21 protein-coding genes are annotated in these 19,124 nt (G+C 73.0%); 3 read left to right on the plus strand and 18 right to left on the minus strand.

What is annotated here, in order from left to right:
* Nucleotide 1: 1 nt before the first annotated feature.
* The 11 genes from GH740_RS14340 to GH740_RS12290 form a co-directional block, all read right to left on the minus strand.
* Nucleotides 2-1,729, minus strand: a complete 1,728-nt coding sequence (locus GH740_RS14340; RefSeq protein ID WP_153746375.1) for a LamG-like jellyroll fold domain-containing protein — start codon at nucleotides 1,727-1,729, stop codon at nucleotides 2-4.
* A gap of 7 nt (nucleotides 1,730-1,736) precedes the next feature.
* On the minus strand, nucleotides 1,737-2,393 hold the full coding sequence (locus GH740_RS12245; RefSeq protein WP_153746376.1) for a hypothetical protein: 657 nt from the start codon (nucleotides 2,391-2,393) through the stop codon (nucleotides 1,737-1,739).
* A gap of 421 nt (nucleotides 2,394-2,814) precedes the next feature.
* Nucleotides 2,815-3,669 carry an aldo/keto reductase gene (locus tag GH740_RS12250; RefSeq protein ID WP_216644948.1) on the minus strand — a complete coding sequence of 285 codons (855 nt, stop codon included), beginning with the start codon at nucleotides 3,667-3,669 and terminating at the stop codon, nucleotides 2,815-2,817.
* 63 nt (nucleotides 3,670-3,732) lie between these two features.
* Nucleotides 3,733-4,116 carry a DUF2255 family protein gene (locus GH740_RS12255; RefSeq protein WP_153746377.1) on the minus strand — a complete coding sequence of 128 codons (384 nt, stop codon included), beginning with the start codon at nucleotides 4,114-4,116 and terminating at the stop codon, nucleotides 3,733-3,735.
* Between the two features lie 52 nt (nucleotides 4,117-4,168).
* Nucleotides 4,169-5,794: a hypothetical protein gene (locus GH740_RS12260; protein ID WP_153746378.1), complete on the minus strand. Its 1,626-nt coding sequence runs from the start codon at nucleotides 5,792-5,794 to the stop codon at nucleotides 4,169-4,171.
* The gene (locus GH740_RS12265) at nucleotides 5,791-6,525 is read right to left on the minus strand and encodes a dihydrofolate reductase family protein (RefSeq protein WP_153746379.1); all 735 of its coding nucleotides are present in this window, start codon (nucleotides 6,523-6,525) and stop codon (nucleotides 5,791-5,793) included. The genes GH740_RS12260 and GH740_RS12265 overlap by 4 nt, the downstream gene beginning before the upstream one ends.
* Nucleotides 6,522-7,466 (minus strand): lysylphosphatidylglycerol synthase transmembrane domain-containing protein, encoded by a 945-nt coding sequence (locus GH740_RS12270; protein WP_153746380.1) that lies wholly within the window; start codon nucleotides 7,464-7,466, stop codon nucleotides 6,522-6,524. The genes GH740_RS12265 and GH740_RS12270 overlap by 4 nt, the downstream gene beginning before the upstream one ends.
* Nucleotides 7,454-8,266, minus strand: coding sequence for an SAM-dependent methyltransferase (locus GH740_RS12275; RefSeq protein WP_153746381.1), 813 nt, complete (start codon nucleotides 8,264-8,266; stop codon nucleotides 7,454-7,456). Before GH740_RS12275 ends, GH740_RS12270 begins: the two co-directional genes overlap by 13 nt.
* Nucleotides 8,263-9,276: a glycosyltransferase family 4 protein gene (locus GH740_RS12280; protein WP_216644942.1), complete on the minus strand. Its 1,014-nt coding sequence runs from the start codon at nucleotides 9,274-9,276 to the stop codon at nucleotides 8,263-8,265. The genes GH740_RS12275 and GH740_RS12280 overlap by 4 nt, the downstream gene beginning before the upstream one ends.
* Complete coding sequence (locus tag GH740_RS12285) at nucleotides 9,273-9,668, minus strand: 6-carboxytetrahydropterin synthase (RefSeq protein WP_153746383.1); 396 nt, start codon at nucleotides 9,666-9,668, stop codon at nucleotides 9,273-9,275. The genes GH740_RS12280 and GH740_RS12285 overlap by 4 nt, the downstream gene beginning before the upstream one ends.
* Nucleotides 9,665-10,630, minus strand: a complete 966-nt coding sequence (locus tag GH740_RS12290) for a zinc-binding alcohol dehydrogenase (protein ID WP_153746384.1) — start codon at nucleotides 10,628-10,630, stop codon at nucleotides 9,665-9,667. Before GH740_RS12290 ends, GH740_RS12285 begins: the two co-directional genes overlap by 4 nt.
* Before the next feature lie 86 nt (nucleotides 10,631-10,716).
* Between GH740_RS12290 and GH740_RS12295 the strand changes: the two genes are divergently transcribed.
* Both GH740_RS12295 and GH740_RS12300 read left to right on the plus strand, forming a co-directional pair.
* A complete protein-coding gene (locus GH740_RS12295) occupies nucleotides 10,717-11,475 on the plus strand; it encodes a CDP-alcohol phosphatidyltransferase family protein (protein ID WP_153746385.1) in 759 nt (252 codons plus the stop codon).
* A complete protein-coding gene (locus GH740_RS12300; protein WP_153746386.1) occupies nucleotides 11,472-11,897 on the plus strand; it encodes a hypothetical protein in 426 nt (141 codons plus the stop codon). The genes GH740_RS12295 and GH740_RS12300 overlap by 4 nt, the downstream gene beginning before the upstream one ends.
* 6 nt (nucleotides 11,898-11,903) lie before the next feature.
* Here the strand turns inward: GH740_RS12300 and GH740_RS12305 are convergent, their stop codons facing one another.
* Together GH740_RS12305 and GH740_RS12310 are read right to left on the minus strand one after the other, a co-directional pair.
* On the minus strand, nucleotides 11,904-12,320 hold the full coding sequence (locus GH740_RS12305) for a nuclear transport factor 2 family protein (RefSeq protein WP_153746387.1): 417 nt from the start codon (nucleotides 12,318-12,320) through the stop codon (nucleotides 11,904-11,906).
* A 44-nt stretch (nucleotides 12,321-12,364) separates the two neighbouring features.
* Nucleotides 12,365-13,342, minus strand: coding sequence for a DMT family transporter (locus GH740_RS12310; protein WP_153746388.1), 978 nt, complete (start codon nucleotides 13,340-13,342; stop codon nucleotides 12,365-12,367).
* Nucleotides 13,343-13,381: 39 nt separating this feature from the next.
* Between GH740_RS12310 and GH740_RS12315 the strand changes: the two genes are divergently transcribed.
* Nucleotides 13,382-13,918 (plus strand): CGNR zinc finger domain-containing protein, encoded by a 537-nt coding sequence (locus tag GH740_RS12315; protein WP_153746389.1) that lies wholly within the window; start codon nucleotides 13,382-13,384, stop codon nucleotides 13,916-13,918.
* Between the two features lie 7 nt (nucleotides 13,919-13,925).
* Here the strand turns inward: GH740_RS12315 and GH740_RS12320 are convergent, their stop codons facing one another.
* The 5 genes from GH740_RS12320 to GH740_RS12340 are packed head-to-tail and all read right to left on the minus strand — an operon-like array spanning nucleotide 13,926 to nucleotide 19,090.
* Nucleotides 13,926-14,873, minus strand: coding sequence for a sugar kinase (locus GH740_RS12320; RefSeq protein WP_153746390.1), 948 nt, complete (start codon nucleotides 14,871-14,873; stop codon nucleotides 13,926-13,928).
* A complete protein-coding gene (locus tag GH740_RS12325; protein ID WP_216644943.1) occupies nucleotides 14,870-15,508 on the minus strand; it encodes a bifunctional 4-hydroxy-2-oxoglutarate aldolase/2-dehydro-3-deoxy-phosphogluconate aldolase in 639 nt (212 codons plus the stop codon). Before GH740_RS12325 ends, GH740_RS12320 begins: the two co-directional genes overlap by 4 nt.
* Before the next feature lie 2 nt (nucleotides 15,509-15,510).
* On the minus strand, nucleotides 15,511-16,761 hold the full coding sequence (locus GH740_RS12330) for a CaiB/BaiF CoA-transferase family protein (protein WP_216644944.1): 1,251 nt from the start codon (nucleotides 16,759-16,761) through the stop codon (nucleotides 15,511-15,513).
* On the minus strand, nucleotides 16,758-17,570 hold the full coding sequence (locus GH740_RS12335; RefSeq protein WP_153746391.1) for an enoyl-CoA hydratase/isomerase family protein: 813 nt from the start codon (nucleotides 17,568-17,570) through the stop codon (nucleotides 16,758-16,760). The genes GH740_RS12330 and GH740_RS12335 overlap by 4 nt, the downstream gene beginning before the upstream one ends.
* Nucleotides 17,571-17,596: 26 nt before the next feature.
* On the minus strand, nucleotides 17,597-19,090 hold the full coding sequence (locus GH740_RS12340; protein ID WP_153746392.1) for an aldehyde dehydrogenase family protein: 1,494 nt from the start codon (nucleotides 19,088-19,090) through the stop codon (nucleotides 17,597-17,599).
* Nucleotides 19,091-19,124: the final 34 nt, after the last annotated feature.

Genomic DNA, 19,124 nt, shown 5'->3' on the forward strand with positions numbered 1-19,124 from the left:
CTCACCGCCCGGCCAGGTAGTGCGTGCGCACGTCGGCGGCAGTCAGCGCGGTCGAGTAGATCGCAGCGAACTCCAGCTGCCCGGTGAAGTGCGACGGCGGGTTCGGGTACGCCGCCCCGGCGCCGTCCGGCCAACCGGTGATGGTGCCGCAGCCGATCTTCCAGTAGCCGTTCTGCGCCCGCGCCGAGGTGACGGACGGGTTGCTCGCAGAGAGCGTGCCGTCGACGTACAAGGCCATGCCCGCCGAGGACAGCGTGGCCACGACGTGGTGCCAGGTGTCGTCGGCGAACCTCGCCGTCGTCGCGACCGTGGTGGTGGTACCACCGGGGGCGACGCCGAACACGATCCGGCCGGCCGGGTCGAGGTACACCATCCGGTCCGCCGCGGTGTCGACGGCGGAGGCCTTCGCGTCGCCGAAGCCGATGATCCTGCCATTCCCCTTCGTGGCGGTGCGGAACCAGGCCTCGATGCTGAAGGTGGTGGGGTTGTTGACGTTGACCGGCGCGAACAGGCACTGCTGCGCGCCGTCGAATGTCACGGATGCGGCCGGCTGATCCCGCGCGCAGCCGGCGGTCGCGGCGATGGTGGTGGGAACCGCCCACTGCCCCTTCGGGCCCTTGCCGCCGTCGACGAGGTTCGTCTCGTTCCTGCTGTTGCCGCTGACCGTGTTCATCGCGAACCCCGCCACGAGTGACCCCGCGGTCGCGCCGGCGGTCGGCAGGTTGACGGCATCCGCGCACGAGAACGCGGCATTGCTGCCCACCGACCCCGTGTTCGAGATGCCCGCGGCGAACGCGGCACCGGAGCCCGACACGGTGATCGCCACCACGAGCAGGATCGTGACGATCACGCTGAGCGCGACGACCCCGCCCCGCATGCCCCGGCGCACCGTGGCGATCGCGGCGGGCCGCGCGGCGTCCGCGAACAGGGCCGGCTGCTGACGCCGCATCAGCGCGATGAACAGCGGGACCAGGCAGGCCAGCAGGATCGCGAGCCGCATGCCGAGGCTGAGCTCGGCCGTGGGCGTGACGTAGTAGGCACCGGACGCGAGCCGCTGCGTCGTGTGGACGACGGCATCCTGCCCGGCGTGCAGCACCGTGCCCTCGGCGCGGAACGGGTACAGGCCGGTGTTCACGAGGTGCATGAGCACGCCGGTGCGGGCGTCGTCGGCACGGAAGTCCAGCAGCTGCACGCCGACCCAGGGGCGCAGCACATAGGAGACCAGCGCGATGGATGCCGACCAGCCGAGGAGCCGGAGGTTCCACGCCCAGTCGCGGCGTGCACGCCCGGCCAGGATGACGACCTCGGTCAGGCAGATGCCGGCCAGCAGCCACGGCAGTGCCCGCAGGATCCAGCCCGCCCCGGGGACGAGCGCGACGGCCTTCCCGACGACGTCGGAGGCGGTCAGCTGCCACCCGTCCGGCGATCCGTTCAGGTCGCCCTTCGTCGTGATCACGCCCCCGGTCTCGGCGTGGATGCGGTGGGTGACGACCCGCCCGTCCACCGTGAACGTGATGACGTCACCGACGTGGTACGCGGACTGGGGCTGCGCGACCACCAGTGTCCCCACGGGGGCCGCGGTGGCCATGCTCGGGGTCGTGACGATGAACAGTCGCGACCCGCTGAGCAGGAACACCGCGGCGACCAGCGCGGCGAGGATCGCTGCTGCCGCCAGAGCGGTGAGAGCGGCGACGGTCCGGCGCGAGGTCGCCGCGGTGTTCTCGGTCACCGGCGGCTCAGGAGTTGAACGTCCAGGTCAGCGGCTGGGAGGCCTGCAGACCCGCGTAGGTGTTGTCGGCGGTGCCGTCGAGCGTCACGGTGAACGTGAACGAGACGGAGGTGCCGGCGGCGATCGGACCCGTGCTGAGTTTCTGCCGGATGTTCACCGATTGACCGGTGAACGCGGTGAGCGAGCCGTTGTAGACCAGGTCACCGCCGGAGACGATCTTCACCGTGATCTTGTCGCACAGGTCTTTCGCGCCGCCGTTCACGAGGCCGTTGTCACCCTGGGTGCAGGCTCCTGCATCGAGCGAGAACGTCCTGGCCGGCACGGTGCCGGTGTTTTTGATCGTCACGTCGGTGCTCACGGACGTGCCGGGAACGAGCGCGAGGCTGCCGCCGTACGCATTGATGGTGGAGCACGTGGCGCTGTTCGTGCCGATGCCTCCGCCGTCGGTGCTGGTGCAGGTGGCGGCACTGCTGCCGGAGCCGCTCGTCTCCTGCATGATCAGCGTGCCGGAGCCGGCGGTGTTGGTGTCGTTGGCGATCGACGCGGTGAACGCGGCGACCGTGGGCGACATGCTCAGGGCGAGCAGCAGGGATGCGGCGCCGCCGCCGATGACGGCGGGCAGGACGAAGCGGCGCTTCGGGTGCTGGGACGTGGACTTCGACATGATGTCTTCCTCGGATGTTGCGGTCTCGGACCGGGTTGATGGGATCGGTGCACGCGTCAGACTGCGTGCGGGCACAACTGAGGAGACGAGCCGATGCCTCCCCTTCGCATCGACTCCTGATCCCCGTGCTCCTCGCTCCCCCACAGAGCTCGAGCGATGGCGATGTCGTCGCCTCCGTTGTCCCCCGTTTGGGGGACATGAGAGGACTCTAATGCACGCCTGTCCCCCAAATGGGGGACATAAAGGGCAAACTGAGCCAATCTTGAGCTTCGCTCGACGCATACCGACAGCAGCTCCCGCTCTCGAGGAGCAATCCGCCCACTCCGTGCGGCTGCGAGAGCCGTACGTCCGCCCTCACCTGCCGCGTCTGCAGGCTCCTGCACCCCTGTGCGGGGGCGGCGGCACGGGAAAGGAGACTGGCTCAGGCCTCGTCGACGACGCGGTCGAACAGCTCGTCGCGGGGCAGGTCGGGGTCGGGACCGCTGCGCACCCCGGTGTCGAGGGCGTCGATACGGGTGAGCTCCTCGCCGTCGAGCGCGAAGTCGAAGACGTCGAGGTTCTCGGCGATGCGTCCGGGGTTCACCGACTTGGGGATCGCAGAGCGTCCCTCCTGCAGGTGCCAACGCAGCATGATCTGGGCCGGTGACCTGCCGTGGGCGGCCGCGAGGTCGGCGAGCGTCGGGTCCTGCATCACGCTGCGCCGCTCATCGCCCCACGGGCCGGGATAGAACGTGATGCCGCCGATCGGGGACCACGCCTGGGTGAGGATGCCGTGCGCGGCGTTCGCGCGCTGCACCTCGGGCTGCGCGAAGTACGGGTGCAGCTCGACCTGGTTGACGGCGGGGATCACGGCGGTGGCGTCCAGCAGCCGATCGAGGTGGTGCGGCATGAAGTTGCTGATCCCGATCGCGCGCACCTTCCCGTCCGCCAGCAGCGTCTCCAGCCCCTTGTAGGCGGCGATCGTCGCGTCGAACCGTGACGGGGCGGGCTGGTGCAGGATCAGCAGGTCGAGGGTGTCCACGCCGAGCTTGCCGATCGCCTTCTCGAACGCGTGCTGGGTCTTGTCGTATCCGTAGTCGGAGACCCACACCTTCGTCTCGATGAAGATGTCGCCGCGGTCCACGCCGGAGCGGCGGATGCCCTCGCCGACCTCGCGTTCATTCCCGTACGCGGCGGCCGTGTCGATGTGCCGGTAGCCCAGGCGCAGCGCGGTGTCGACGGCGGCGGCGGTCTGCTCCGGCGGGGACTGAAACACCCCGAGGCCGAGGGCGGGCATCATGACGTCGTTATTGAGCGTGAGATGGAACACGGGATGCTTCTTCCTGTCAACAGCGGCGCGTCAGCGCGGGTCCAGCCGAAGCGTCGCGCCCTGCGCGGTGGCGCCGACCACCGTGGCGACGAGCCGCTGCCCATATCGGTCGTACTTGGCGTGGTAGGCGGCGTCGATCGCCTCCTGCACGGCCGCGTCGTCGGGCGCTATCCGAGTGAACGTCACGGCGTGCTCAGCGCCTCCGGCGCGGATGCGTCCGGTACCCGCGCGCAGCGCGCGCCGGTACCAGGGGTTTTGCGCCGTGTAGGCGGAGCGCACGTACAGCGCGTCGCCGGCGCGCACCACCCAGATCGTCACGAATGGCCGGTCGGTGCCGTCGCCGCGGACCGACGAGACCTCCAGCTCGTCGGCGCTGCCGACGCGGTCGAGCTCGTCGGCGGTCCACGTCCTCATGCCTCCACAGTAGGCACGAGCGCCTCCCCGCGGGAGGGGTCCCGCGGCGGCCTCACCCGACCGGCGCGAACGCGGTCAGGAACCGGTCGCGGAAGGCATCCATCCGCCATACCGGGGAGGCATCGGTCGGCCGCATCCCCGGCGTCCAGTGCCAGCCCTCGACGGCGCGCATCACGGCCGGGTCGCGGGCGATGATGCTGATCGGCACGTCGTGGCCGGCGTCCTCGCCGCTGACGATCGTCGCGGGCTGGTGGTCGCCGAGTGCTATCACCACGAGGTTCGGGTCGTCGACGTTCTCCAGGAACGAGAACATGGCCCCGAGGCTGTACTGGATCGACTGGCCGTAGAACCGCTGCACGGTCCGCGCGTCCTGCCACACTTTCGCGGCCGGCTCGCTCTGCGCCGGCTGCGGGTCGTAGACGGTGCTGTCGGTGGCCTGCGCCCACGGCACAAGCTGCGGCAGCGGTGCCCACGGCGCGTGCGAGGAGACGAGGTCGATCTCGGCCATCACCGGCGCGTGGGGCCCGGCGAGCACGGTGTCGGCGAAGTGCTTCCACGTGTACTGGTCGGGGATGCGCCCGTAGCCGAACACGGGGCCGCGGTAGCCGACGTCGTCGGCGCCCAGCAGCGTGTCGTAGTGGTAGAACGTCGTGCCCACCGGCCATGCCTTCACGTTCGACGGGACGTCGGCGATGGTGCTCCACCCCGCCCTCCGGAACGCGTCGCTGAGCGTGAAGCGCGTGCTCTCCACCACGGTGTCGTACACCGCCGGCGCGTCGATCCACACGCCGGTGTGCAGCGTCGCATGGGCGAGCCAGCTGCCGGCGCCGAACGTGGGCGAGGTGAGCCACGCGCTCTGCGCGGCGTACCCGTGGGCGGACAACGCCGCTTCGCCCTCGCGGAGCGTGGCGCGCACGCCGGCCGAGAAGCTCGTCCCCTCCACCGCGACCCGCCCGTAGCTCTCGACGAACGCGAACACGACATCCTTGCCCCGCAGAGCGGTGAGCAGCTCCGAGCCCGGCACGGCGGCGAAGGCGTCGCGGGCGAGGGTGTGTGCCATCGCCGCGCGGGCGTGCAGGGCGGCGGACGCGCGCGAGAACGCCGAACCGATGGTGTCGGTGGATGCCGCGGCCGTCACCGGCTCGGGAATGGCCAGCACCGATCCCACCAGGGCGATGGTCACCCATCCCGCCGTGACGGCGGTGAGGGCAGTCCGCGCGCGCCGCGCGCGGCGGATCACCGCGTCCACGTGCAGGGCGGCCCAGGCGAGTGCGACGCCGGCGGCCAGCGCCACGACCGCGAGCACGGCGACGAGCACCGCGACCGAAGCCGCGCCGATCGAGTCGGATGCCACGCCCAGCGCCGAACCGATCAGTGGCCAGTCCAGCGGGTCGAAGCGGTTGCCCAGCACGATCCTGAACCCGCGGTCGATGCCGGCCACCGCTATCGCGACGACGACGAACACGGCAAATGCCGACGCGAGGCCGATGCGCAGCCGCCGCCACGGCGTCACGGCGAGCAGCAGCAGGACCACGAGGGACTCCCCCGGGATCCGCGCCGCCGGCGACCCGGTCGCGACGATCCCGGGGACGACCGGCAGCGCGACCAGCAGCACGAGGGCGAGCGCGAGCCGCACCGGCCGCGGGCGGGCCGGGCGCTCCGGGACGCGGGCGGTCATGGCGCAGCGATCCCGGCCCGGCGCGCAGACCACGCGGAGCGCGGCATCCCGAACCGGTCCGACAGGGCGTAGCGCAGCAGCACGACGTCGCCGATCTGCCGCGTCTGCGCCAGGTGCGCCCGGCGGGACACCGTCCACGGGTACGCGCCCGGGTGCACCACGCGCGGGGCGCCGTCCTCCCCGACGAAGAACGGCGCGACGACGAGCTGAAGCTCATCGGCGAGGTCGGCGGCCAGGAACTGCGTCAGCACGGTGCCGCCGCCCTCCACCATGAGGGTGCGCACGCCGCGCGCACCGAGATCGTCCAGCAGCGCCGCCATCTCGACGCGCTCGCCCAGCCCGACGACTGTCGCGCGGTCGCCCACCCGGGCGTGCAGGTCCCGGGCGCTGGCGCGCGGGCAGTAGACGATCCGGTCCACCTCGCCGACGGTGAAGAACGCGGCGTGCGCGGGCAGGTCGCCGCTGGCGGTCACGGTGACCTTCACCGGGGACGGGGGCAAGCCCTGAGCGATGCGGCGCGCGCGGCGCGCGACATCCCGGACCAGGAGCCGCGGATCGTCCCTGCGCACCGTGGACGCCCCTACCATGATCGCGTCGCTGCCGGCGCGGACCTCGTCGACGCGGTCGAAGTCGGCGGCGTTGGACATCGCGAGCCGGCCCGGCTCGGCGCTGTCGAGGTAGCCGTCGATCGACATCGCGCAGCTCAGGGTGACGTACGGTCGCTCGATCATGCGGAGCTCCTCTGGGTGCGGGCGGTCAGCACGCGCGGGATGCCGGCCAGCAGCACCACAGCGCCCGGGGCCACCGCGATCATGGCGAGCACGCCGAACGTCGTCGACACCGCGACTCCCGTTCCCGCGCCGAGCCCGATGACGGCGAATGCCGAGCCCGCGACGGCCTCGCGGGGCCCCCAACCGCCGATGCTCAGCGGAATCGCCGACGCAGCCAGCACTATCAGCGCAACGACGGCGATCTCGTCTGAGTCAGCCGAGACGCCGACGGCGAGCGCGGCGACCACGAACGTCGCGGCATGGGCGGCGACGACGATGAGCGACGCGCCCACGACGACGAGGACCGTGCGGGGGCGGGAGAACAGCGGGCGCAGCAGCGCGAGCTCTCGGCGCAGCGCGCGACGACCGTGCGGCACGACGGCCGCCGCGCCCACGACGACGACGGCTGCCGCGGCGCCCACACCGGCCGCCCACACCGCGGGCGAGCGGGGCGACAGCAGGCCCAGCGGCACGAGCAGCGCCAGCGTCGCGAGCACCTGCACCACCTGGCCCGCTATCCGTTCCACCGCGACGGCGCGGGTGGCCTGGCCGATCCGAGCGTTCCGGCGGCCGTGCCCGTATGCCCGGTCGACGTCACCGAGGATGCCGCCGGGCAGCACGGTGTTGAGGAACTGCGAGCGGTAGTAGGCGGCGACCGCGGTTCCGCCGTGCAGGGGCAGCCCGAGCCGCCCGGCGACCGTCTGCCAGCGCCACGCGGCGGCGGCGGTCGCGATCGCCGTGAGCGCCACCGCCAGCAGGATCGCCGGGGGCGAGACCGCCGCGAGGCCGCGCAGGAAAGGGCCGACGCCGACCACGAGCGCGGTGCCGGCGACGATGGCCGCGCCGCCCGCGATCCGTGCCGCCACCCGCACGCTGCGGGGGATCCTCGTCACGCCGGACATGCCAGCAGATCCTCGTGCTGCACGACCGCGCGCAGTCGGCCGGCGGCCGCCAGCGCCTCCCAGCGCGCACGGTGGCGGTCCGCGACATCCGCAAGCTCGGGGCGCTGCTCGAGCGCCGCGCCGATCCAGCCGTCCAGCCACACCGTGAGCAGCCCACCGGCGCTCAGCCGCCAGGGCGTGGCGGCGGTGCGCACCCGCCAGCCCGCCGCGGTGAAAGCGGCCGCCACGACCGACACGGCGTCGGGCCCCAGCATCGTCCGCCCGTCGACGGTGCGACGCTGGTGGTCGTCGAACGCGGCCCCCAGGGCGCGGACATCGAACCGCGCAGGACCGGAGATCCGCACGGATCCCGTCACGGTCAGGCTGAACAGGGCCGGGGCGCCGGCGTGTACGCACGCCGCGACGATGCGCGCGGCCTCCTCCCGGGTGACGACGTCGAGCAGGGCAGAGGCGGTGACCGCGGTGGCGCCGTGGAACGCGTCCTCGGGCAGCGCCGCCAGCTCTCCGATCCGGACGTCGGCGGCCACCGGCCAGCCGTCGCGGTCGGCGACGCCGCGCAGGTCGAGGTGTGACAGGATCCCGGCATCCCCGTCGTGCAGCACCCACTGTTGCGGCCCGGGCAGCCGCGCGGCGAGCCACCGCGGCATGGCGCCGGTGCCGGCCCCGAGGTCGTGGACGACGACCGGTCCCGCGGGGATCGCCCGCGCCAGTGCGGCGGCAAGCACGTGGGACCGTGCGGCGGCGTCGGCGCCCGCACGCAGCGCAAGCCAGTCGGGGACGGTGGTGGAGATCGTCGTCATGTCTCCTCCAGGGCGTGGGCCAGCTGCGCGGCGGTGTCCTCCCACGTGGGCAGGCCGCTGCGCGCCCGCGCCGCCTCGGCGCGCAGTCGCGCGCGCAGCGAGGGGTCGGTCATCCAGGCGTGCAGGGCGTCGGCGAGCGCTGCCGCGTCGTCCGGGCGGACGAGGACGGCGCCGCCGGCGGCGACGGTGCCGGGAATCCCGCCGACCGCGGTCGCCAGGATCGGGATGCCGCGCGCCTGCGCGTCTGCGATCGCCATGCCGGCGCTCTCCACACGGGAGGGCGCGACCAGCAGCGCGGCGCGCCGATACGCGTCGGCGAGCGCGGCGCCGTGCAGGGCACCGGTGAGCGACACGCGAGGGCCGATCGCGGCCGCCCGGTGGGCGATGCCGGCGGCGAAATCCGGATGCCGGTCGGTGGGGCCGACGATCCTGCACGTCCACTCCGCCGCGCCCGTCCGGTCCAGCGCGTCGAGCAGGAGGTCCTGCCCCTTGTGCGGCGCGACCACCCCCACGCACAGCAGGTCGCCGTCCCGCCAGGGGCGGGCGGGTTCGGCGGGCGCCGCCCCCGGCGCGGCGACCGCGACCCGGTCCTCATCGACCAGGCCGCGGCGCACGAGCTCGTCCGCGGTCCAGCGGCTCGTCGCCACCACCCGGACGGCGGCGCCGAGCACTCGCCGCTCGGCCGCGACGGCGACGGGGCCCGCGTCGGGGAACGCCGCGACCACCATGTGCGCGAGCACGGCTATCCGCAGTCGGCGCGCCGCGGCGACGACCTCGTCCGCAGCCCATCCGGCGGCCAGCCCGTCCACGAGGACCAGCGCGCCGGCGGGCGCGGCGCGCAAGGCGGCGGCCGCGGCGTCGCGGTCGGCGACCTCGGACACCACCACCGTCCACCCGCGACGGCGCAGACCCTCCCGCACCCGGCGGTCGTAGACGTTGCCGCCGCTCACGCGCCGCGGGTCGTCGACGCCGGCGGGGACGAGGAGGCGGACGGAGGACGCGGCGGTCACAGCGCCACCTCGTACGACGCCCAGGCTATGTGCGACTCGTGCAGCGTGACGACGATCCCACTAAGCGCCGCCCCGCCCAGCGCGCCGGCCCGGGCGGCGTCGGCGAGCCGGTCGCCGACGATCTGGCACAGCCGCTCGGTCGTGGTGTTCACGCCGCGCAGCTCGGGCGCGTCGTCGAGGTTGCGGTACGTGAGCTCTCCGACGAGCCCGGCGAGCACGTCGCGCGCGCGGCCGATGTCGACGACGATCCCGTCCTCGTCCAGCGTCGCGGCGCGGAACGTCGCGTCCACGAGGTACGTGGCCCCGTGCAGCTGCTGCGCGGGGCCGAACACGGCGCCGCGCAGGCTGTGCGCGATCATGACGTGGTCGCGGACGGAGACGCTGAAGCTCATGCGCCGGTCCAATCGATCGTGTGGCACAGGGCTTCGGCGGTGCCGGCGGCGAGCGCGGCCGTCACCTCCGGCAGCCGCGTCCACGGCGAGGTGTCGCCCAGGAGCAGGTCGAAGTCCGAATCCGCGAGCATCCGCACCGCCAGGGCGAGGCGCTCCGTCGTGGTCCGGCGGAGTCTGCGGCTCGGCGCGACCGCGCCGACCTGGCTGGCGCGGATCGTCAGGCGCCGGGAGTGGAAGTCGGCGCCCAGCTCCAGCGGGACGGCGGCGCTGCCGAACCAGCTGGCGACGATCACCTCGCCGTCGGTCGCGGCGGTGCGCAGACCCAGCTGCAGGCCCGCGGCGCTGCCGCTGGCCTCGATCACGACGTCCGCGTCGCTTCCCGCCTCGTCGGGCCGGGCGAATCGCACGCCGAGCGCCGCGGCGAGAGCCGCCTTCGCGGCGTCGACGTCCACGAGCGTCACCTCGACGCCGGGGATGCCGCGCGCGAGGATCGCCACTGCGGCGCCGACCAGGCCGGCCCCGATCACGGTGACCCGGTCACCGAGTCGGGGCGCGGCATCCCACAGCACGTTGATCGCTGTCTCCACCGCGCCGGCGAGCACGGCCCGCCGGGCCGGGATGCCGTCCGGGACAGGGATGAGCGCCGTGGCCGGCGCGACGAACCGGGACTGGTGCGGGAACAGCGAGAACACGGTGCGACCGCGCAGCGGGTCCGGCCCGTCCTCGACCACACCGATGTTGAGGTAGCCGTACTTCACCGGGAACGGGAAATCGCCGGACTGGAACGGCGCCCGCATCCGGTCGTGCTCGGAGGCCGGCACGTCGCCGCGGGCGACGATCGTCTCGGTGCCGCGGCTCACCCCGGTCCACAGAGTGCGCACGAGCGCCTCGCCGTCTGCCGGCGGCCGCAGCGTCTCGGGGCGCAGCTCGCCCCGGCCAGGGCCCGTCGTCCACAGCGCCATAGCGTCGTCCCGCCGCGGTGATTGAACCGCATCGGGGTCGGATGTCGTGTCCCTGACGATGACCACGTGGAGAACACGGAGCCGACATGCGGAAAGTTCACCTCACGCCGTGGTGGTGGGCGGTCACGGGCGGCACCGCTCTCGTGGTCCTCGCGGCCGTTGACGCGCTCTCGCCGGTGGGCGCGGCGGCGGGCGGCGCCTATCTCGTCGTCGCGACCGTGCTGCTGTCGCGGAGCCTGCGCCGGGGCGCGGCCGCGCGGCTGGGGCCAGCGAACGCCGTGACGGCGACCCGGTCGACGCTCGTCGGGATAGCGACCGCGCTGGTCGCGGCATCCTTCACCACCGCGATCCCGGTGCCGCTGCTGGTGGCGACCGCGGTGGTCGCGCTGAGCCTGGACGCGCTGGACGGGCCCATCGCGCGCCGCACCGGCACCGCGACGGCGCTGGGTGCGCGGTTCGACATGGAGGTGGACGCCTTCCTCATCCTCGTGCTGGCGGTGTACGACGCGCGGACAGTGGGCTGGTGGGTGCTCGGCGCCGGGATGCTGCGGTATGCGTTCGTCGCGGCGGCCTGGTTCTGGCCGTGGATGCGCCGAACGCTGCCCGCCCGGTTCTGGCGGAAGGTCGTAGCGGCCGCGGCCGGGATCGTCCTCACCGTGATAGCGGCGGGGCTCCTGCCGCCGGTGGCGGCGACGCTGCTGGCGGCCGCCGCGCTCGCCCTGCTCGTGGAGTCGTTCGGCCGCGACGTGCTGTGGCTCGTCCGGATGAACCGCACTGCCGCGGGTCTCGTTTCCCCACCGAGGGCCCTGCGTCGGGCGGGCCGGGAAGAGAGCAGTCAGACATGACCGGAACGACTCCGCGCGCGCTCGGCGTGATGCGCATCCTCAGCGCCCTCGTGCTGCTGGCCGTTGGCGGCATCCACCTCTTCCTCGTCCTGGACGGGGTCGGCGGTGTCCTGGGCGTGCTGTTCGTGCTGAACGCGGTGGCCGCGCTCGTCCTGCTGATCGGGATGCTGATGCTGCGCGGGCGGATGCTGCAGCTGACCATCGTCCTGAGCCTGCTGTTCGTGATAGCCACCCTGGCCGCGCTCCTGCTGGCGCTCACGGTCGGCCTGTTCGGGATCACTGAGGTGTGGACGTTCGCGCTCGTGCCGCAGACGGTCGTGGTCGAGGCGATCGGGATCGTGGTGCTGGCGATCACCACCGTGGTGGCGTTCCGCCGGCCCGCGCGCTCGACGAGCACCCCGCTCGTGGCCGGCACCCGCTGACGCCGCTCAGGGGCCGCCGTCGACGAGCGTGCGCTGCTCGTCGCCGTGCCGGTGCACGACCTTCCACTCGCCGTCCTCGCGGCGGTACACCTGCGTCACGCGCAGCACGTAGTCGCGCGGCTGGCCGTTGACGCGCGTGGATGTGATCTCGCGGTGCACGGTGTACGCGAGGTCGCCGCTCACGTCCGCGGCGATGAGCTCGACGCGGCTGGCGGTGGGATGCGAGAAGCTGCGTGCGAGGCCGCGGAACACGTCGCGCACGCCGTCCGGACCGTTGGCGTCGATCCACGCGCCGAACAGCGTCACCGGAGGATGCTCGGACCAGGTCGCGAACCGCGGTCCGGCGTCCCCGTCGTGCAGCGCCCTCTCGGCGGCCTGCCACGTGGTCTGGAACCAGTCGAGGAAGTCCTCGCGATCGCCCATGGCGGTATTCAACTCCCGTGGGGCCCGCGTGGGAAGATGCGCGATCAGGCGGCGAGGTCGTGCTCGGTGACCGGTTCGACCAGCGCCGGGGCGGCCGGCTCGCCGAGCTTGACGACGACGACGCCGGCGAGCACCAGCACGCCGCCGACGGCCTGCAGCGCGTCCGGGAGCTGACCGAGCAGCATCCACCCGAACAGGAGGGCGGCGATGACCTCGGCGAGCGCGACGAACGACGCCAGGCGCGATCCGAGCATCCGGGTCGAGGTGATCCCGAGGACATACGCGAGGGCGGTGGCCAGCACGCCGATCGCGAGCACCGGCACGAACCACGGCACCGTGCCGAACCGGTAGGCGACGTCGTGCGTGCTCCAGGCCAGCGGCACCACGCCGACGGCGCCCGCGGCGGTCAGGCCCACGGCGCCCAGCAGCAGGCCGAGGCCGGCCAGCGCTATCGGCGGCAGGCCGGTGTCGGCGCGCGCGGACAGCACGAAGTAGGCGGCCGCGCCGATCATCGCCGCCAGGGCCCAGAGGATGCCGGCGGGATCCAGCCGCGCGCCGGTGACGATGTCGAGCATCAGGATGAGGCCGATGAACGCTATGCCGGCGCCGAGGATGCTGCGCCCGCCGGGCCGTTCGCCGCGGCGGATCCACAGCCAGAGGATCACCGCCACCGGCGCCGTGTACTCGATGAGCAGGGCGATGCCGACGTCCATCACGGCAACGGCCTGGAAGTAGCACAGCTGGGTCGCGGTGACGGCGAGCAGGCCGTACGCGACGATCATCCCGGCGTTGCGGCGGACCGCGCGCCACCGGCCGCGCAGCGCTATCAGGGTGGGCACCAGGAGGATCAGCGCCGCCACCCAGACGCGCGCCGTAACCGCCGCCCCGGGCGTCCAGCCGGCGTCGATCAGCCCGCGCGCCCACGCCCCCGACATCCCGAACGAGAAGGCCGCGCCCAGCGCGACCGCCAGCCCCACTCCCACCGTGGGACGACGCCGGATGTCATTGGTGACAGTGCTCATGATCTATGACGCTAGTCCTCGATCGTGTAAGATGTCAAAATGCTCTTCGCAGATGACACGGAAGAGGCGCTGCGCGCGGCCGTGCAGCTCGTGAACAGCGCCGAGGACCCGGACACGCTGACGAGCGTCGCGGAGCTCGACGCTTTCCTGCAGCAGCATCCGTACACCGGCCGCATCGACCGCGACGACGCCGAGCTCGAGGCGCTGCGCGCGCTGCGACCGCGGCTGCGCGGGATGCTGCTGGCGGGCCGCGACGATATGGCCGCACGGGTGAACACGGCCTTGGCCACGGTCACACTGACGCCCCGTCTGGCGCAGCACGACGGACTGGACTGGCACGTGCACGCCCTCGCCGACGACCGGCCGCTTCCCGAACGCGTCCTCGTGGAGACGGCGATGGCCTTGATCGACGTGATCCGCGCCCACGAGGGCAGCCGGATCACTGTGTGCGCGGACGCCGACTGCGAGGCGGTCGCCCTGGACCTCTCGCGCAACCGCTCCAAGCGCTATTGCTCGACCACGTGCGCGAACCGGAACGCGGTCGCCGCCTACCGGGCGCGCCGCGCAGCGGGGTAGCCGCGCGTCAGCGCTGCACCGGATCGCCCGTCTGGCCCAGCGCGTCGAGGTCCGCGCGCGTGGGGGCGCCCTCCCAGTCCCCGGGCATTTCGCACACGAGCGCGCCGGCGGCGGCCCCCGTGCGCAGTCGCCGCGGAACGGGACGCCCGGCGGTGAGCTCCGTGAGATAGCCGGCGACGAAAGCGTCCCCGGCGCCGACGGTGTCGGCCACCCGCACGTCGAACGCGGGCTGGCGCCATACCTCGCCCCCGCGGACCGCGAGGGCGCCGTCCGCGCCGAGCTTTATCACGACCTCGGATGGGCCGAGCGCGGCCAGCGCCCGCGCCTGATCGCCGTGGTCGATGGTGCCGGTCACGAGCGCCGCCTCGTCATCGCCCGCGAAGACGATGTCCGCCTTCGCTATCAGCGCCCGGTAGCTCTCGGCCGCGGTGTCCGCGGCATCCCAGAGCCGGGCGCGGTGATTGATGTCGACGGAGACGAGCACGCCGGCGTCGCGGGCGAGATCGACGGCGGCGTGCGTCGTCGCCGCGGAGGCGGCCGAAATGGCCAGGTTGATGCCGGTCACGTGCAGCACAGCCGCGCTCCGGATGACCTCCACCGGCAGATCGCGCGGCTCGATGCGACTGGCGGCGCTGCCGCGGCGGTAGTAGACGACGCGGCTGCGGTCGGGGCGCGGCCGGTCCTTGAGCATCATCCCCGTCGGCGCGCCGGCGTCCAGGACGACGTGCGTGCGGACGCCCTCCGCGCGCAGGCCGCGCAGGATCCGCCGGCCCAGGGCGTCGTCCCCGAGCCGGCCGATCCAGGCCGCCGGGGTGCCGAGCCGGGCGACGCCGATCGCGACATTGGACTCCGCTCCCCCGAATGTCACCTCGGCGGACGACTGCCGGTCGAACCCGCCGACGTCCCTGGCGACGACGAGACCGAGGCTCTCGCCCAGCGTGACGACGCCGCTCATGCCGCGTCGATCTCGCGAAGGATGCCACGGGCGGCCGCCGCGGCCCGGGCGACGGCGGCGGCGCCGGCCGTCAGCATCGCCGTGTTCGTCATCCACGACCCGCTGACCGCGAACACCGCGGGATGCGCGAGATGGGCCCGGAGCGTGTCCTGCGTGACGCCCCCGCTCGGCATGAACCGGACATCCCGGAACACCGCGCCGTAGGCATCCAGCGCCCGGGTGCCGCCGAGCAGCCCCGCCGGGAACAGCTTGAGCCGCCGCAGCCCCAGGCCGCGCGCAGCCTGGATCTCGGAGGGGGTCATCACGCCGGGGATGATCGGCACCCCGGCATCCACAGCCCAGCGGACCACGGCCTCGTCGAAGCCGGGCGTCACGAGGAAGGAGGCGCCATGGTCGACGGTCCGCTGGGCCTGGTCGACGCTCAGGACCGTGCCGGCGCCGACGGCGACATCCCCGCGCCGCGCGATCCGGGCGATCGCCGCCAGGGCGGGTTCGGCGCGCAGGGCTATCTCCACGACGGGGATCCCGCCCTGCAGCAGACCCTCGACGAGCGCATCGCACTGACGGTCGTCGGCGGGCGTGGCCAGCGGGATGATGCGCTGGTCCTCCAGCCCGACCTGCTGCCGGCCGGACACCGTCAGCGCTTCGCCGAGTAGGAGGATGCGGGTTCGGACAGCTTCCGGTCGAACCCGACGACGGCCCGGTCGGGGCCGATGGCGCCGTCCTCGCGCATCCGGGCTATCTCAGCATCGCTGTATCCGACCTCGCGCAGCACGTCGTCGGTGTGCTGGCCCACGGTAGGCGGGATGCGGCGCAGCGGGGGCGTCCGGCCGTCGTACTTGACGGGGTGGTTCACGACGCGGACGGTGCCGGCCTCGGGATGCTCGAACGTCAGCACCGTCTCGTTCGCCGCGAGCTGCGGCTCCTCCAGGAGGTCGGCGTATTCGTTCACGGGCGAGTTCCACACGCCGATCTCATCCAGGCGCGCGCGCCAGTGGGCGGTCGTCTGCGTGCGCATGTGCTCGCCGATGATCTCGTTGACCTGTTCGCGCTCGTCGAACTGGTCGTCACGCGTGAACGCGGCCAGCCGGGGATCGTCGAAAGCGTCGGCGAGGGTGGGCCCGTCGGCGAGGGACAGCGTGAGCCATCCGTCCGCGGTCTGGAACACCCCGTACGGCGCCTGGTGAAAGCGGGAGGAGATCCCAGAGGGGCTGCGGTCCCACAGCCGGCCGCCGTTGAGGTGCGCGTTCAGCGGCTCCAGCTGCAGGTCGAGCGCGGCCGACAGGAGGTTGCCGTCGATCTTCGCGCCCTCGCCGGTGCGCGCGCGCCGCACGAGTGCGGCCGCGATGCCCATCGCGCCGAGGGCCGCGGAGTGCTCGTCGACGATCGCCGATCCGACGAGGACCGGCGGGTCGCCGGCGCGGCCGTTCAGTGAGGCCAGGCCGCTGAACGACTGCATGAGCAGGTCCTGCCCGGGACGCGGGGCGAGCGGGCCGGTCGGCCCGAAGCCGGTGAGCGAGCAGTACACGATGCCCGGGTTGCGGGCCTTCACGGCCTCGTAGCCGAAGCCGCGGCGCTCCAGGACCCCGGGACGGAAGTTCTCCACAATCACGTCGGCGGCCTCGATCATACGCCACAGAGCCCGCTCCCCCTCCGGTGAGCGCAGGTTTATCTCGGCGCTGCGCTGGTTGCGCCCGGCGAGGAGGAAGAACACGCTCTGCTCGCCGACGAACACGCGGGCGCCCGACCAGAACCGCTCGTACGAGCCGCCGATCGGCTCGATCCGCACGACGTCGGCGCCCAGGTCGCCCAGCAGCTGCGAGCAGGACGGGCCCTGCAGGTAGTGGGTGAAGCTGACGACCTTGATCCCGTCCAGCATGCCGGTCATTCGGGTTCCTCCTGTGCCTGGATGTCTGCGTCGCGGCCGGCGGTGAACCGCGGCGATCGTTTGGCGGCGAACGCCGCGAGCCCCTCGTCGACGTCGGGGCCCCGGAACACGCGCGCGCTGTCGACCAGCGACGCGGCGACCGCCTCCTCGTCCGTCTGGGTGAGAGATGCGACGGCGCCCGATTTGATGAGCGACAGTGCCAGCGCGGGGCCGGCCGCCAGAGTCCGTGCGAGGGCGAGTGCGTCGTCCAGCGCGTTCCCGGCCGCCGCTGTCCGGGTGGCGAGGCCGATCGCCAAGGCCTCGTCGGCGGGCACGGTCCGTCCGGTGTACAGCAGGTCCAGCGCGCGTGGCAGTCCGACGATGTGCGGCAGCCGGATCACCCCGCCGGAGCCGGGGAAGACGCCGAGGTGCACCTCGGGGAAGCCGATGCCGGCCGTCTCGTCGATGACGCGCAGATCGCACGCGATGGCGAGCTCGGCGCCGCCGCCCAGGCAGACGCCGCCGATCGCCGCGATGGTGGGGATCGGCAGGGCGCGCACTGCCGACATCGCCTCGTTCTCCCGCGCGAGCTTCTTGCCGACGACGTCGCCCCGCACGTCGGCGAACTCCGAGACGTCCGCTCCCGCGCAGAACGCCCGGGTCCCCTCGCCGGTGATCACGAGAGCCCGGATGCCGGCGTCGGCGCGGACGCGGGCCACGGCGTCGATCAGCTGCGCGGTGAGCTCGAGGGTGATCAGGTTCAGCGGCGGGTTGCGCAGCGTCAGCAGCGCGACGCCGCCGTCGAGCGTCTCGCAGGTGAGGGCGGGCATGGCACCATCCTGTCCTGGGCGCACCGTCACCGGGCGACCGGGATGGGGAACGTGCCGGCGCGGCGGCCGGTGCGGATGTTCACGGACTTCAGCTCGGTGAACTCCTCGAAGCCGGCCTGGCCCATCTCGCGTCCGACGCCGCTCTGCTTGTATCCGCCGAACGGCATCTGCGGCGGCGCGTCGATCGTCGTGTTCGCATACACCGTGCCGCTCTTGAGCGCCTTGGCGACCTCGAGCACGGTGTCCACGTTTTTCGACCAGACGCTGTTGGCCAGACCATACGGCACGTCGTTGGCCAGTCGCACGGCCTCGTCGCGGGTCGCGAACCTGGTGACGGTCAGGACCGGGCCGAAGATCTCCTCCTGGAACGCCGGGGTGTCCGGGGCGACGCGGTCGATCACGGTCGGAGCGACGAACTGGCCGAGCGCGAGGTCCCCGTCGGTCAGGCGCGATCCGCCCACGAGGATCTCGCCGCTGTGCGCCACGGCGCCCTCGATGTACGAGGTCACCTTGGCGAGGTGTCCCGCGTGGATCAGAGCACCGACATCCGTGCTGCGGTCCATCGGCTGGCCCACCTTGAGGCGCTTCGTGAGCCGTGCGACCTCGGCGACGAAGTCATCGGCGACGCCCTGCTCCACCAGCAGCCGCGGCTGCGACACGCAGCACTCGCCGTTGTTGAAGTTCACACCGAACACCACCCCGGCGGCCGCATCGGCGAGGTCCGCGTCGCCGAACACGACGTTGGCGGCGTTCCCGCCGAGCTCCAGGGACAGCTTCTTGATCGAGCCGGCCGACGCCGCGACGACCTTGCGGCCGGTGACGGTGGAGCCGGTGAAGGAGACGAGGTCGATGCCGTCGGCGGCGGCGATGGCGCCGCCCGCGCGGCCGTCCCCCGCGACCATGGACACCACGCCGTCGGGGATGCCGGCCTCGGCCGTGAGCCGGACGATCTGAAGCGCCGTGGAGCTCGTCAGCTCCGACGGCTTGACGATGGCCGTGCAGCCGGCGGCGAGCGCGAACGGCAGCTTCTGGCTGAGGATCAGGGCCGGGAAGTTCCACGGCACGATGAGGCCGACCACGCCGATCGGCTCGCGCAGCACGAGCCCGGTGAAGTCGGGTCCGTTGTTCGTGTACGTCGCTCCGCTCATCGTGAGGGCGAGGGATGCCGCGTACCGCCAGAGTCCGGCGGCGCCGGCGATGTCGTTCTCGGCGAGCGTGATCGGCTTGCCGGTCTCCTCCGCGTCCAGCGCGGCCAGCGTGGCGGCGTCGCGGTCGATGAGATCGGCGACCCGGTTGATGCGCATCGAGCGCTCCATCCCCGTCATCCGCGGCCACGGCCCGTCGTCGAACGCCGCACGGGCGGCGCGCACGGCCTGCACCACTTCGCGTTCGCCGCCGGCCTGCACGACGCTGACGACGGCGCTGGTGGCCGGCGCGAGCCGGTTGATCGGCTCGGTGTCGCTGTCGATGATGTCGCCGGCGATGAAGTGCGCGACGGCGCGGGGGGCTGCGGTGGTCATTGCTGTCTCCTTCGTTGCGACGACGGCGCGTGCG

It is taken from the genome of Microbacterium sp. SYP-A9085, assembly GCF_009649635.1.
Lineage (GTDB): Bacteria > Actinomycetota > Actinomycetes > Actinomycetales > Microbacteriaceae > Microbacterium.

What these genes read in the sequence shown, in the direction of transcription:
- GH740_RS12245 (WP_153746376.1), bottom strand. Translation starts at nt 2,393, where the DNA reads ATGTCGAAGTCCACGTCCCAGCACCCGAAGCGCCGCTTCGTCCTGCCC.
- GH740_RS12250 (WP_216644948.1), bottom strand. Translation starts at nt 3,669, where the DNA reads ATGCCCGCCCTCGGCCTCGGGGTGTTTCAGTCCCCGCCGGAGCAGACC.
- GH740_RS12255 (WP_153746377.1), bottom strand. Translation starts at nt 4,116, where the DNA reads ATGAGGACGTGGACCGCCGACGAGCTCGACCGCGTCGGCAGCGCCGAC.
- GH740_RS12260 (WP_153746378.1), bottom strand. Translation starts at nt 5,794, where the DNA reads ATGACCGCCCGCGTCCCGGAGCGCCCGGCCCGCCCGCGGCCGGTGCGG.
- GH740_RS12265 (WP_153746379.1), bottom strand. Translation starts at nt 6,525, where the DNA reads ATGATCGAGCGACCGTACGTCACCCTGAGCTGCGCGATGTCGATCGAC.
- GH740_RS12270 (WP_153746380.1), bottom strand. Translation starts at nt 7,466, where the DNA reads ATGTCCGGCGTGACGAGGATCCCCCGCAGCGTGCGGGTGGCGGCACGG.
- GH740_RS12275 (WP_153746381.1), bottom strand. Translation starts at nt 8,266, where the DNA reads ATGACGACGATCTCCACCACCGTCCCCGACTGGCTTGCGCTGCGTGCG.
- GH740_RS12285 (WP_153746383.1), bottom strand. Translation starts at nt 9,668, where the DNA reads ATGAGCTTCAGCGTCTCCGTCCGCGACCACGTCATGATCGCGCACAGC.
- GH740_RS12290 (WP_153746384.1), bottom strand. Translation starts at nt 10,630, where the DNA reads ATGGCGCTGTGGACGACGGGCCCTGGCCGGGGCGAGCTGCGCCCCGAG.
- GH740_RS12295 (WP_153746385.1), top strand. Translation starts at nt 10,717, where the DNA reads ATGCGGAAAGTTCACCTCACGCCGTGGTGGTGGGCGGTCACGGGCGGC.
- GH740_RS12300 (WP_153746386.1), top strand. Translation starts at nt 11,472, where the DNA reads ATGACCGGAACGACTCCGCGCGCGCTCGGCGTGATGCGCATCCTCAGC.
- GH740_RS12305 (WP_153746387.1), bottom strand. Translation starts at nt 12,320, where the DNA reads ATGGGCGATCGCGAGGACTTCCTCGACTGGTTCCAGACCACGTGGCAG.
- GH740_RS12310 (WP_153746388.1), bottom strand. Translation starts at nt 13,342, where the DNA reads ATGAGCACTGTCACCAATGACATCCGGCGTCGTCCCACGGTGGGAGTG.
- GH740_RS12315 (WP_153746389.1), top strand. Translation starts at nt 13,382, where the DNA reads ATGCTCTTCGCAGATGACACGGAAGAGGCGCTGCGCGCGGCCGTGCAG.
- GH740_RS12320 (WP_153746390.1), bottom strand. Translation starts at nt 14,873, where the DNA reads ATGAGCGGCGTCGTCACGCTGGGCGAGAGCCTCGGTCTCGTCGTCGCC.
- GH740_RS12330 (WP_216644944.1), bottom strand. Translation starts at nt 16,761, where the DNA reads ATGACCGGCATGCTGGACGGGATCAAGGTCGTCAGCTTCACCCACTAC.
- GH740_RS12335 (WP_153746391.1), bottom strand. Translation starts at nt 17,570, where the DNA reads ATGCCCGCCCTCACCTGCGAGACGCTCGACGGCGGCGTCGCGCTGCTG.
- GH740_RS12340 (WP_153746392.1), bottom strand. Translation starts at nt 19,090, where the DNA reads ATGACCACCGCAGCCCCCCGCGCCGTCGCGCACTTCATCGCCGGCGAC.